General features: G+C 72.5%; 8 protein-coding genes and 2 pseudogenes. 2 read left to right on the forward strand and 8 right to left on the reverse strand.

Features of this window, described 5'->3' with window-relative positions; genetic code table 11:
- The 5 genes and pseudogenes from ACFYV5_RS02150 to ACFYV5_RS02170 form a co-directional block, all read right to left on the reverse strand.
- The gene (locus ACFYV5_RS02150; RefSeq protein WP_355106791.1) at positions 1–849 is read right to left on the reverse strand and encodes a TIGR04222 domain-containing membrane protein; all 849 of its coding nucleotides are present in this window, start codon (positions 847–849) and stop codon (positions 1–3) included.
- A 107-nt stretch (positions 850–956) separates the two neighbouring features.
- Positions 957–1,532 carry a hypothetical protein gene (locus ACFYV5_RS02155; RefSeq protein ID WP_389163263.1) on the reverse strand — a complete coding sequence of 192 codons (576 nt, stop codon included), beginning with the start codon at positions 1,530–1,532 and terminating at the stop codon, positions 957–959.
- A gap of 41 nt (positions 1,533–1,573) precedes the next feature.
- Complete coding sequence (locus ACFYV5_RS02160; protein ID WP_389163266.1) at positions 1,574–2,584, reverse strand: hypothetical protein; 1,011 nt, start codon at positions 2,582–2,584, stop codon at positions 1,574–1,576.
- A complete protein-coding gene (locus ACFYV5_RS02165; RefSeq protein WP_389163268.1) occupies positions 2,562–4,064 on the reverse strand; it encodes a hypothetical protein in 1,503 nt (500 codons plus the stop codon). Before ACFYV5_RS02165 ends, ACFYV5_RS02160 begins: the two co-directional genes overlap by 23 nt.
- Positions 4,065–4,108: 44 nt before the next feature.
- Positions 4,109–4,543 (reverse strand): annotated as a pseudogene (locus tag ACFYV5_RS02170) (hypothetical protein); the annotation flags it as partial.
- A 1,021-nt stretch (positions 4,544–5,564) separates the two neighbouring features.
- Between ACFYV5_RS02170 and gcl the strand changes: the two are divergent.
- Positions 5,565–7,352: a glyoxylate carboligase gene (gene gcl, locus ACFYV5_RS02175; RefSeq protein WP_389163270.1), complete on the forward strand. Its 1,788-nt coding sequence runs from the start codon at positions 5,565–5,567 to the stop codon at positions 7,350–7,352.
- Here gcl and ACFYV5_RS02180 read toward each other — a convergent pair.
- On the reverse strand, positions 7,342–8,373 hold the full coding sequence (locus tag ACFYV5_RS02180; protein ID WP_389163272.1) for a transcriptional regulator: 1,032 nt from the start codon (positions 8,371–8,373) through the stop codon (positions 7,342–7,344). The two genes, gcl and ACFYV5_RS02180, sit on opposite strands and share 11 nt — an antisense overlap.
- Before the next feature lie 343 nt (positions 8,374–8,716).
- Here ACFYV5_RS02180 and ACFYV5_RS02185 point away from each other — a divergent pair.
- A pseudogene (locus tag ACFYV5_RS02185) lies at positions 8,717–9,920 on the forward strand (MFS transporter).
- Here the strand turns inward: ACFYV5_RS02185 and ACFYV5_RS02190 are convergent.
- Positions 9,856–10,521, reverse strand: a complete 666-nt coding sequence (locus ACFYV5_RS02190) for a DUF1524 domain-containing protein (protein ID WP_355106802.1) — start codon at positions 10,519–10,521, stop codon at positions 9,856–9,858. The pseudogene ACFYV5_RS02185 and the gene ACFYV5_RS02190 sit on opposite strands and share 65 nt — an antisense overlap.
- 455 nt (positions 10,522–10,976) lie before the next feature.
- Complete coding sequence (locus tag ACFYV5_RS02195) at positions 10,977–12,434, reverse strand: catalase (protein ID WP_355106804.1); 1,458 nt, start codon at positions 12,432–12,434, stop codon at positions 10,977–10,979.
- Positions 12,435–12,516: the final 82 nt, after the last annotated feature.

Consider the following 12,516-nt stretch of genomic DNA (forward strand, 5'->3'; position numbering starts at 1 on the left):
TCAGTCGGAGCCGCCGCCTCCGCCGCCACCGCCCGCCGCGCCACCGGCTCCTCCGCCGGCCTCGCCTCCGCTCCAGCCGCTGTATCCGCCGCCGAACCAACCGCGGTCGGTGGCGTAGCCGTCCGTCCCTCCGCCGTGGCCGAGCAGTCCGCCGTCGCGCGAGAAGCGGGGGAGGAAGAGGGCGAGCGCGGGGTCACCGTAGAGGGCGACGTACAGCTGGACCAGGTTGCCGTCCGTGACCTCCCGGCGATGGGCGGGAAGCGGGTGGCGTTCGCGCAGCCCCGCGAGGAGGCGGCGGGCGGCGCGGGTCGTGGCCGGGAGGAACAGGCCGGCCAGCGCGGCGCAGGCCGGCAGGGCGCCGAGGGCGAGCGCCGGAGCGAGCGCCGCGCCGGCCGGGTCGGTGATCAGCAGACCGGCAGGGATCGCCGCCGCCGCACCGACGAGCAGCGCCCGGGCCGCCAGCAGACGCCCGCGCGGACGCAGCAGCCCCGACCGGCCGAGCTCGTTCCGCAGGGCGTCGACGGCCCGCCGCGCCCTGGGCTGGGAGGCCAGCACCCGGAGACCGAGGGCGCGGCGAAGCGAGCTGTGCACCCCCAGCTGGAGCGGATCACGGGTCCGGCCGGGCCCGCCGTTGGCCCGAATCGTGCCCTTCCGGCCGGCGGCGACCGCCCCGCGCTGGTGCAGGGCGACCAGCGCCACCACGACGGCGGCCCGTGGTCCGCCCCGGAGCAACGCCAGTGCTTGCGGGGCGAGTTCGGCCTGGCCGGGGCCGCGGGTGCGCAACAGGGCAAGCCCCAGGAGCATGTGCGCGCCGGACGCGCCGATGAACCACCACATCTCCGACGGCATGACGCCACCCCCCGAAGATGTTGTGCCCGGGAGAGCGTGATCGTCACGCGTGAATGGCCGGATTCTGAGGTTCTTTTGAGGTACGGGGCCGGTTCGGGGCCGGTTTCCTAGAGCTTTCCCCAGACCCGGACGACACGGTGGCCGCCGAGCGCCGAGGCGAAGGCGTCGAGGAAGCGGGGGGTGAACTCGGGCCAGTCCCAGAACTCGAAGCCGAGGTACCCGAAGGCGTAGAAGTCGTCGGCCCAGCGCCAGGCGGTCAGGTCGCCGGAGTGGCCGCAGTGCCCGCAGGCGACGGTGGCCGCGCCCGTCTCGTACCAGGTGGACATGGCCGTGTCGAAGGGCTCCCGGACCCCTTCCACGTACTCCCAGTCGTCGGTGTAGAACGCGGTACGCGCGGCGCAGTGCGGGCAGGTGGCGTGCTGGGCGTCGCCCTGGCCCCCGAAGAAGACCCTGCGGCCGATCTCGATGTTCAGCCCGTCGCTCGGCTCCCAGTCCTCGTGCTCGACGGCCGAGGCCCACCGCGGACCGGGCGGATGCCCGAGCGGGGCGCCGAGCACGCAACTCGTGCGCTCGGCGCGCACGATCCCCTGCGCGACGAGCCAGTCCAGGGCGCGCGCGGCGAGCGCGGGAGCCTCGGCGGCGGTGGCGTCGAGGTCGACGACGGTCTGGAAGTGGTGACCCATGAGCGTGACGGTAGGCGGTGCCACCGACAACAACGGACAGGCTAGGGCCCTTCCTCCGGCCCTCCTCGCTCCGGCCCTCCTCGCTCCGTCCCTCCTTGCTCCGGCTCGGCTCGCATCGCGCGCAGTCGGGCCAGGGAGTCCCGGGCGACCGAAGCCGTGAACGCCGGGCACAGCAGCGGCTCCAGCGGCGGTGGGTTCTTCAGACACGGCCCGTGCCGCTCGTAGACCCCGCGTCCGCCGGCGCTGCTCAGGTGAATCCCCACGCAGACGGCGGAGGTCGCCCAACGGGGCAGGGCAGGGTGTTCGTCGTGGGTGCACGCGGGGTCCGTGAGCCCGGCGAGCACCGCCTCGAATCCCCGCACCAAGGCGTCGTACGCCTCGTCGGAGCTGTGGGCGGTCCCCTCCCACCAGGTCAGCGCCGCGGCCGTGATCACATGCCCCGCCCGGTCCGCCCCCTCGGTATACGTCAAAGCCCTTCTCACACCGGCGACTTCCTCGCCCACGTCCGTACCGGGCTGCGGGTAGCCCTCCAGGACGGCCGTGAGCGAGTCGAGGGCGCGCTGCGCGGCGAAGGGCAGCAGGGGCGGGGCGTCGGGGGCCGATCCGGGTTCGAGCGCCTCCAGGACCATGGCCGCGAACCCGTCGACGGTACGCGGGCAGAGCCACTGCTCCCGCGAGTGGTTCTCCCACCACTCCGTACTGTCGTCGGCCAGCATCAGCAGCACGTCCGGGAGCGTGTCGACGAGGTCCTCCCACTGCTCGTCGAACGGGTGCTCCGCATGACCGCAGTTCTGCCCCGCGCGTTCCCGGCGCACGGCCCGCGCCGCGTCGGCCACCACGAGCGGCACGTCCCCGCCGGCCAGTTCGGTGTGCGGCAGCATCAGCACGAGCCCGAACACCCGCTGATACGCGAGCTCCCCGCCGGGATCGTCCGCCAGCGCCCGTGCGCACTCCAGGACGACCTGGTCCTGGACGTCGTAGGGACCGTAGCGGTCCTGTCCCGTCTCGCTCCAGGAGCGGACCAGCTGCTCAGCGGAGGATCGATCCGTCATCGCCATCCTCCTCGTCCATCTCCTCGTACCGCTCGTCCATCGCGACGATCGGGCCCCGCGCCCAGTCGGCGAGCAGGCTCTCACAGGCCCATACGTCGACGGGGTACGCGCCTTCCGGCGCCCCGGACTCCGCCGGGGCGTAGAGGTGATCGAGGTGCGCCTTGAACTCCTCGCGCCGGTGCACGGACTCCCGCAGAGCCGCGTCCGGGTGGCCGTCGCCGTGCGGGCAGTCGTGGTCGAGGGGCTCGGGGTCGACACCCCGCAGCAGGGCGCGCACCTCGCGCCCCACGCCGTACGGCAGGTCGAAGACCGAGGCGGCCCACAGGGCGAGGTGCAGCAGGACGAGCCGCTCGTGCGGGTCGATGGCCTCCGCGTGCCGGCGTGCCGCCCACAGGCCGGCGTTCTGGCCCGCGACACCGGAGTCGTCGAGGTCGTCGGCGTCGACGATCGTCTGCGTCAGCGCACCGATGTCGAGGCGCCCGTCGGGCCGTACGAACGTGGCGTCCAGGCCGCTGGTGTCGCGTACGCCGAACAGTTCCTCGTGCGCGGAGCGCAGTTCACCGAGCGACTCCTCGGCGAGGCCCCGCAGATGGTCGGGGCACACCCAGACGTCGGCCGGCTCGTCCAGCCATCCGGCGAGCTCGGCCCGCCCGCCGGGGCTGCGCACATGGAAGGCGATCTCGGCCAGCGACTCGTAGTACAGGTCGTCCTCGCCGGGGTGCTCGCCGTCCGCGTGCGCACAGCCGCCCGCATCGCCCAGCAGCCCGAGCGCCTGCTCCAGACCCTGGATCATCGCGTCGAAGACCGGACGCAGGGTGATCCGGTGGACGGCGTACGGAACCGTCACATGCTGCGTGAGGACGTACCCCGCGAGCGAGCCCCGAGTGGGCCGGTCGGGCAGGTGGTCCGCGTTGGACTCGATCTCGGGAGCGGGATCGATGACGGGGTGGTCGTTGAGGATCTCCTTCAGATCCCGCACCGATCGCGCATCGTCCTCCGGCACCACCTCGGGAATCCCGGATGCCGAGAACGGCGCGATCACATCGGCCGTGACGCGGGCGATACCCGCGACATTGCCAGGGCACAACTCGCCGTCGACCCGGGGGTTCTCGGGGTATTCCCCGATCAGGTAGTCGGCGGCGGCCCCCACCGATCCCCAGTCCTCGGAGAGGTGCTCCAGCTCCTCCTCGTACGGATGCGCCTTGTGCCCGCAGCCCGTCGCGTCCAGCGCCGACGCGGCGGCCACGAGCGCGGCGACAGCGGCCCGCGCCGTCTCGGGCCGCGGCCGCCAGGCGAGATAGCGGACCATCTTCGCAAGCCCGGCCACCCACACATGCGCCGACTCACCGCCGGGATCGGAGGCAAGGCGGCGTACACAGTCGAGCACGAGTGGCTCGGCCTCCGCCGGATCGGTACGGGCACCGGTCCGGGACCACTGCGCGTACAACTCGGCCGTGCGGGCATCAGGTATGACGATCATGCCCGGTACGACGTACGGCGAGGCTCCCGAGGTTCCTGGAACACCTAGTGTCCGGCGCCGGTGGTGATCAGTTCGTCCGCCGGGGCGTTGACCGGCTGGGGCGTGCCGGTGAGGTCGAGGACGAAGAGCGGGATGCCGAGCTCGTCGGCGCGGGAGCGGGCCTCCGGGGTGTAGCCGGCGAGGGAGAAGAAGACGCTCAGGGACGAGTTGCTGAGCCCGTTCAGCCAGAGGCACTCGATGGCCCTCAGCGCCGAGGGGCGGGTGCTCGGGTCGACCTGGGCGACGAGGCCGGGTGCCCGCAGGTCGACCCCGGACGCGGACCGTTCCTCGGGCTGGACGACGTCCCGGAACCCGAGCCAGCGCAGATACCCGGCCGACGCGGCGACCGCGTCCCGGGCGGTACGGATGGTCACCGGCCGGAACGACGGCCTCGGGGGTGCGGGGTGCGGAGCCGTGGGTGGCAGCGGGATGTGCGCGGGGTAGCGCTCCGCGAACGCCCGACGCCGTGCCGCTCCGAGACCGGGTCCGGAATCGGGACCGGAACCGGAAACAGGGCCGGAACCGGGGTCGGCGCCGGAAACAGGGCCGGAACCGGGGTCGGCGCCGGAAACAGGGCCGGAACCGGGGTCGGCGCCGGAAACAGGGCCGGAACCGGTCTCCGGGCCGATTTCCGCGCCGGGGCCGCCGGCGATGTCACGGAGCCCGTCCTCCCCGCCCGCGCCCGGTGCCGCGTGTTCCGTTCCGGCCGGGGCGCTCGCCTCCGGCGCGGCGGTACCGGGCAGCGCCCCCGGGTCCGGGCCGAAGTCCACGTGCGCGCCCGCGGCCCCACTCGTACGGCCGTCCGCGTCGCCGTCCGGCAGGGCCGCAGGGGAGGCGGAGGCGGAGGTGGTTCCCGTGCCGGGCCTGAGCGGGGCCGCGCCCGGCAGGGTGCCGCTGTCGCGCCCCGTGGCGTCCGCCCGGCCGGGGGAGCCCTGGAGCGCGGGCGTGACCGGCGACGTACCGCCGTCGGCGGAACCCGGCGCACGGACCGGCACGCGCAGGACCGCGCCACAGGTGCAGCCGAGCTCCGGGTGGGGCCACTCGTCCTCGCGGCCGCAGGCGACACAGCGCACGGCGACCCACTCGTCCGTCCAGTTGCGGTGCGTGACCGGCTCGCCCGTCGCCCCGGGGATCACCGGTGGCACCACCGGCGTCCCGCAGGCGCACGGGAAGACCGGCGCCGCGTACGGCTGCGTACGGAGGCATTCCGGGCAGTGCACCGGTACCGACTCACCCACACCGAACCCCATGCCGGACCCCCTGTCTTCCCGACCCCATCGTCCACCAATCCGCCACGGGAGGGGAGGGACTTCGGCCAACGTCCGACCGCCCTCTCTTGACGGCTCTCGGCCCCCCGACCTACATTGCTTCCACATAGTAGAACAATACTTCCGCAATACGGAAACGAGCCCACGGGACGGTGGCGCACCCGTTTCCGCCTGGCCGAAGCAGGAGCCCTCCATGCCTCGTATGACCGCCGCCGCAGCGGCCGTTGAGATCCTCAAGCGCGAAGGCGTCACCAACGCGTTCGGCGTGCCCGGCGCGGCGATCAACCCCTTCTACCGCGAGCTCAAGAACGTCGGCGGGATCAGCCACACCCTCGCCCGCCACGTCGAGGGCGCGTCCCACATGGCCGAGGGTTACACCCGTGCCAAGGCCGGCAACATCGGTGTCTGCATCGGTACCTCCGGCCCGGCCGGCACCGACATGATCACCGGCCTGTACTCCGCGATCGCGGACTCGATCCCGATCCTGTGCATCACCGGCCAGGCCCCGGTCTCGAAGCTCCACAAGGAGGACTTCCAGGCCATCGACATCGCCTCGATCGCCAAGCCCGTCACCAAGGCCGCCACCACGGTCCTGGAGGCCGCGCAGGTCCCCGGCGTCTTCCAGCAGGCCTTCCACCTGATGCGCTCCGGCCGCCCTGGCCCGGTCCTCATCGACCTGCCGATCGACGTCCAGCTGACCGAGATCGAGTTCGACCCGGAGACCTACGAGCCGCTGCCGGTCTACAAGCCGCAGGCGACCCGTGCCCAGGCCGCGAAGGCCCTGAACTTCCTGCTGGAGTCCGAGCGCCCGCTGATCGTCGCCGGTGGCGGCATCATCAACGCCGACGCCTCCGACCTGCTGGTCGAGTTCGCCGAGCTGACGAACATCCCGGTCATCTCCACCCTGATGGGCTGGGGCACCATCCCGGACGACCACGAGCTGGCCGCCGGCATGGTCGGTGTCCAGACCGCGCACCGCTACGGCAACGCGACCTTCCTCGAGTCGGACTTCGTCCTCGGCATCGGTAACCGCTGGGCCAACCGTCACACCGGTTACAACATGGAGGCCTACACCAAGGGCCGGAAGTTCGTCCACGTCGACATCGAGCCCACCCAGATCGGCAAGATCTTCGCCCCGGACTACGGCATCGCCTCCGACGCCAAGGTCGCCCTCGAGCTCTTCATCGAGATCGCCAAGGAGCTCAAGGCCGCGGGCAAGCTGCCGGACTTCAGCGCCTGGGCCGCCTCCGCGCAGGAGCGCAAGGCCACGCTGCAGCGCCGTACGCACTTCGAGAACATCCCGATCAAGCCGCAGCGCGTCTACGAGGAGATGAACAAGGCGTTCGGCCCGGAGACCCGCTACGTGACCACCATCGGTCTCTCCCAGATCGCCGCCGCGCAGTTCCTGCACGTCTACAAGCCGCGCCACTGGATCAACTGCGGCCAGGCCGGCCCGCTCGGCTGGACCATCCCGGCCGCCATCGGTGCCGCCACCGCGGACCCGGACACCCCGATCGTCGCGCTCTCCGGCGACTACGACTTCCAGTTCATGATCGAGGAGCTGGCGGTCGCCGCCCAGCACAAGGTCCCCTACGTCCACGTTCTCGTGAACAACGCCTACCTCGGCCTGATCCGCCAGGCGCAGGGCAACCTCGGCATCAACTTCGAGGTCAACCTCGAGTTCGAGAACATCAACACCCCGGAGATCGGCGTCTACGGCGTCGACCACGTCAAGGTCGCCGAGGGTCTGGGCGTCAAGGCCATCCGCGTCACCGACCCGGAGGAGCTGGGCGCCGCGCTCGAAGAGGCCAAGAAGATGGCCCAGGAGTTCCAGGTCCCGGTCGTCGTCGAGGCCATCCTGGAGCGCATCACCAACATCGCGATGAGCAAGACGGTCGACATGAGCGACGTCACCGAGTTCGAGGAGATCGCCACCGAGCCCGGCCACGCGCCGACCGCGATCAAGGCCCTCAAGGTCTGATCAACGGCCAGAGGTGACGGCCCCCGCTCCGAGAGCACCGGAGCGGGGGCCGCCCTGTGCCCGCACCAGGAGCCGCCCCGGCCTCCGTCCAGTCGTAGAGGACGGACCTCCCGGCCCGCCTCCGCCGCACCAGCCGGGCGTCGAGCAGCACCTTCAGATGCCGCCCCACCGAACCGAGCCCCTGACCCGTCAGCGCCACCAACTGGCTGGTGGACAGGGGTGATTCCAGACGTACGAGCACTCCGGCCCGCGCGCTCCCGAGCAGCGCGGCAAGGGCCGAGGGGACGGCCGGGCCCTCCCCGTCGGCGAGGGCTCCCGCGCAGGGGTAGACGATCGCGAAACGCTCCGTCCTCTCCCACGAGACCCATCCCCGGCTCGGGGTCACGGGCACGAGGAACAGGCGCCCGCCGGCGACCGATCTCGGCGGGAACGCGCGCGCGTTGATCTGGAGGCGTCCTTCCCCGAGCCAGCGCGTCCTCCCCGGGCGCAGCTCGTCGAGCGCCGCCGCCCACCCGCTCCGTGACAGCCGCGCCGTACGCGCCAGCACGTCGGCCTCCAGGACGCGCCGGCGCCGTGGCCATGTCGGCAGGACCGTCTCCCGCCACACCCAGGCGAGCAACTCCGCCATCCGGTACGGGAGATCGGTCGCCGACGCCAGTGGCTCGGGCACCGGACCGCCCAGCGAGACCGCCAGATCCGCCACCGCCGCCGCGGGCGGGGTCTCCCGGATCCGGGCCAGTTCCCGGTCGAAGTCCGGCTCGCCCTCGCCCAGCGGCGTGGGCGTCACGAAGTCCGCGTTCCACGCGGTCCCGAGCGCGGCCCGTACCAGCAGGGCGTCGAGCGGATCGTCCGTCAGACGCGCCCGGTAGGCGGGCAGATGGTCCGCGAGCCACGCACGCTCGCCCGGGTGGGCGGGCTTGGGCAGGTCCAGCGTCTGCAGCGCGGCGATGGTCTCGGCCAGCGGCGACACCAGGAACCGGCTGCCCGCGAGCGCGTCCGCGTCGATCTGCCACCAGCCCATTCCGCCCCCGCCCCTGCCATGCCCTCACGGCGTACACGCCGCACGCCTGCCCCTTGCCGAGGCGCCCGCCGCGCGCCGCGCGCCGCGCCGCGCCGGGTGCCCGTTGTCACGCCGCGCGCCTCGCCGGGTGCCCGCCGGCCCGCCGCGCCTCGCCGGGTGCCCGTTGTCACGCCGCGCTGCCCCCCGCCCAGGCGCCCGCCGGCCCGCCGCCCGCCGCGCCTCGCCGGGTGCCACGTCGTGCCGGCCGCCGTCGCGCCCTTGCCGCGAGCCACCACGCGCCCTACGTTTCGCCTCCGCGCGGAACAATAACGGCCGTCCCGACGGCCCCCGCAGACTCCGCCGCATGCGTAGCTACCGCGAGCTCTTCCGTACGCCCGAGTTCACTCCCCTCTTCCTCGTCTGCTCCGTCCAGGTCGGCGCCCAGACCGTGGCCGGCCTCGGCCTCGCCACGCTCGTGTTCCGGCAGACCGGCTCGCCGCTGCTCTCCTCCCTCGCGCTCTTCGGGCCCTCGCTCGCGCAGCTTCTCGGCGCCGCGACGCTGCTCTCGGCCGCCGGCCGGCTCCCGCCGCGTGCCGCGCTGGCCGGCATGGCGCTGTTCTTCGCCGTGGGCGGCGCCGCGACGGCCCTGCCCGGGCTGCCGATCGGGGCGGTCTTCGCGATCCTGCTCGCGCACGGGGCTGGTCGGTTCCGTCGGAGGCGGCGTGCGGTACGGACTCCTCGGCGAGATCGTGTCCCGTGACGGCTACCTGCTGGGCCGCTCGGCGCTCAACATGGCAGCCGGCTCCTGCCAGATCGCCGGGTTCGCGGCCGGGGGACTGCTCGTCGCCCTGCTCTCGCCGCGCGGGGCCCTGCTCACCGGCGCCGCCCTCCACCTCGCCGCCGCCCTCCTCGCCCGCCTCGGCCTCTCCCGGCGCGCACCACGCGCGACCGGCCGGGCGTCGGCCGCGGAGACCTGGCGGACGAACCGGCGGCTGTGGTCGTCCCGAGCCCGCCGTCGGGTGTACGTCGCGCTGTGGGTGCCCAACGGGCTGATCGTGGGCTGCGAGTCGCTCTTCGTGCCGTACGACCCCGAGCGCGCCGGGCTGCTCTTCGCCTGCGGCGCGCTCGGGATGCTGGCGGGGGACACGCTCGCGGGCCGGTTCGTGCCGAGCGGGCTCCGGGGCCGGCTCGCCGCCCCGCTGCAGGCCCTGCTGGCAGCCCCGTTCCTGCTCTTCGCGCTGGACCCGGGGCTGCCGGCGGCCCTCGCCGCTGTGACCGTCTCCGCGGTCGGCTACGGCGCGAGCCTGCTGTACCAGGAGCGGCTGATGGCCCTCGTACCGGACGAGCTGAGCGGTCACGCCCTCGGACTGCACACCTCGGGCATGCTCGCCCTCCAGGGGCTGAGCGCGGCGCTCGCGGGCGCCGTCGCCCAGGCCACCTCGCCGCGCACGGCGATGGTGGTGCTCGCCCTCGCCTCGCTCGGCGTCACGCTGGCGCTCGCCGTCACCGAGGGGCCTTCGAACGGACCACGACCGTGTCCTCGCAAGGCCCGTCGGCGAACAGCTTGAGCGCCTCCACCTCGTCCTTGTCGGCGGTCAGCCCCCAGCGCAGCTTGGTGCCGACCCATTCGGCGGCGTAGCGGCAGTACTGGGAGGAGGCCGAGGGGACCCAGTCGGCGGGGTCCCGACCGGCCTTGTCCCGCTGACTCCGGGCGGTGACGGCGACGAGCGTGCCGGGCGAGCCCAGGTCGTTGGCGTACTGCTCGCGCCGTGCCGCGGTCCAGCCGGAGGCCCCGGACCGCCAGGCCTCCTCCAGGGAGACGAGGTGGTCCACACGGAGGGCGGCGGGGTCGCTGACGCTCTGCCCGTCGTAGTACGAGGTCCACCTGCCGCCCGTCAGGGTGCAGCCGGGGCCGGTCTTCGGGGCGTCGACGGCCTCCTCCAGGAGGACCTCGCCGCGGGTGTCGCAGCCGTCGGCGGGGTCGAGTCCGGCGTTCCAGTGGCGGAAGGCGGACACCTTGTAGCCGGCGGGCTCCTCGGTCGCCTCGGTGAGGCCGGAGAGAGCGTCGGGGAGGAGGGCGACGTTCGCCGACAGGGCGGGGGAGGGCACGGCGAGCGGGGACAGGATCAGCGCGAGCGGGGTCAGGCTCCGCACCAGGTTCTTGATCATGTACGAGTGGATAGCGGCGGGGAGGGGCGCATGGAGCGAGAAGCGCGGTGCGCTCGCCCGCGTGGGTGTCGATCTTCACCGCAGAAACGATGCGCTGGAAACGCGTACGAAAAGAAGAGCGTGGAACCAGGGACCGTAAACCTGGTTCCACGCTCTCGTTGTGCCCGCCCGACGGTGCGAGGCTGGCGCGACAGGACGTTCGCGCCGCCGGGCGGAGTTCATGGGGGAGGTGGGGGCGTTGGGACCGCGGCGGCGACGACGGGCTGCCCGGGATCCCTTCCTTCAGGTCAAGAAGGGGCCTGGTTCGCCCTTACCACCGCACTGGCTCGTGCGCCGCCGCGGTCCTCACGCTGTCCGTTCCGCCGGCCACCCCTCATCCGGGCCGTCGGTCCGGACGGCGTACAGCAGCTGACCTCCCGTCAGTTGCCGTACGCGGTCTGGAAACTCAGGGAAGCTCAGTCCTCGCGCAGGGCGCGGACCGCCTCCTCCACGCGCTTGCCGTACTCCGCGTCGGCGGCGGCGAAGTGCGCGATGTTCTTCTCGATGACGTCCTCGCGGGAGACCTGGGACAGGCCACCGGCGATGTTGGCGATCAGGCGGTTCTTCTCGTCCTCGGACATCAGGCGGTAGAGCTCGCCGGCCTGGAAGAAGTCGTCGTCCTTGTTGTGCAGCGGGGCCTCGTGCGTGCCGGTCCAGCCGGCGATGGCCAGCGGGGCGGAGAGCGCCGCGTCGGTCTGCGAGGGACCGGCGTACGAGTTGGGCTCGTAGTTCTTGTCGTGGCGCGAGCCGTTGCGGGTCGCCATGAAGCCGTCGCGGCCGTAGTTCTCGGCCACGGTCGCCTTGGGGGCGTTCACCGGCAGCTGGGTGTGGTTGACACCGAGGCGGTAGCGGTGGGCGTCCGCGTAGGCGAAGAGGCGGCCCTGGAGCATCTTGTCCGGCGACGGGCCGATGCCCGGGACGAAGTTGTTCGGGGAGAACGCGGCCTGCTCGACCTCGGCGAAGACGTTGTCCGGGTTGCGGTCGAGGACCAGACGGCCCACGCGCTGCAGCGGGTAGTCCGCGTGCGGCCACACCTTGGTGAGGTCGAACGGGTTGAAGCGGTAGTCCGCGGCCTCGGAGGCCGGCATGACCTGGACGTACAGGGTCCAGGAGGGGTTCACACCGCGCTCGATGGACTGCAGCAGGTCGGTCTGGTGCGAGTTGGCGTCCGAACCGACGACCTCGGCGGCCTGCTCGGCGGAGAGGCAGCGGATGCCCTGGTTCGTCTTGAAGTGGTACTTGACGAAGAAGGCCTCGCCCGCCTCGTTGGTCCACTGGTAGGTGTGCGAGCCGTAGCCGTTCATGTGACGGTACGAGGCGGGGATGCCGCGGTCGCCCATCAGCCAGGTGATCTGGTGCGTCGCCTCGGGGGAGTGCGCCCAGAAGTCCCAGACGTTGTCCGGCTCCTGCTTGCCCGTGAAGGGGTCGCGCTTCTGGGAGTGGATGAAGTCGGGGAACTTGATCGGGTCCTTGATGAAGAACACCGGGGTGTTGTTGCCGACGAGGTCGTAGTTGCCCTCTTCGGTGTAGAACTTCAGCGCGAAGCCGCGCGGGTCACGGACGGCGTCCGCGCCACCGAGCGAGTCGGCCACGGTCGAGAACCGGATGAAGGTCTCGGTGCGCTTGCCGACCTGGGAGAGGAAGGCGGCCTTCGTGAAGCCGGTGACGTCGTCGGTCACCTCGAAGAAGCCGTACGCGCCGGAGCCGCGGGCGTGGACCACGCGCTCCGGGATGCGCTCACGGTTGAAGCGCGCGAGCTTCTCCAGCAGGTGCTGGTCCTGCAGCAGGATGGGGCCACCGACGCCGGCGGTGGCGGAGTTCTGGTTGTCGGCGACCGGGGCGCCGGACTCGGTCGTAAGCACGCGCTTCGACATCGTGACCTTCCGTACGGGAGCTGCACTGCTGGGGAGTGGCTGGAGCGTAAGTACGTCCCGAAGCCGACGTCAACAGTTTGTT

Origin of the sequence: Streptomyces sp. NPDC003035 (genome assembly GCF_042888285.1) — a bacterium.
Taxonomy (GTDB): domain Bacteria; phylum Actinomycetota; class Actinomycetes; order Streptomycetales; family Streptomycetaceae; genus Streptomyces.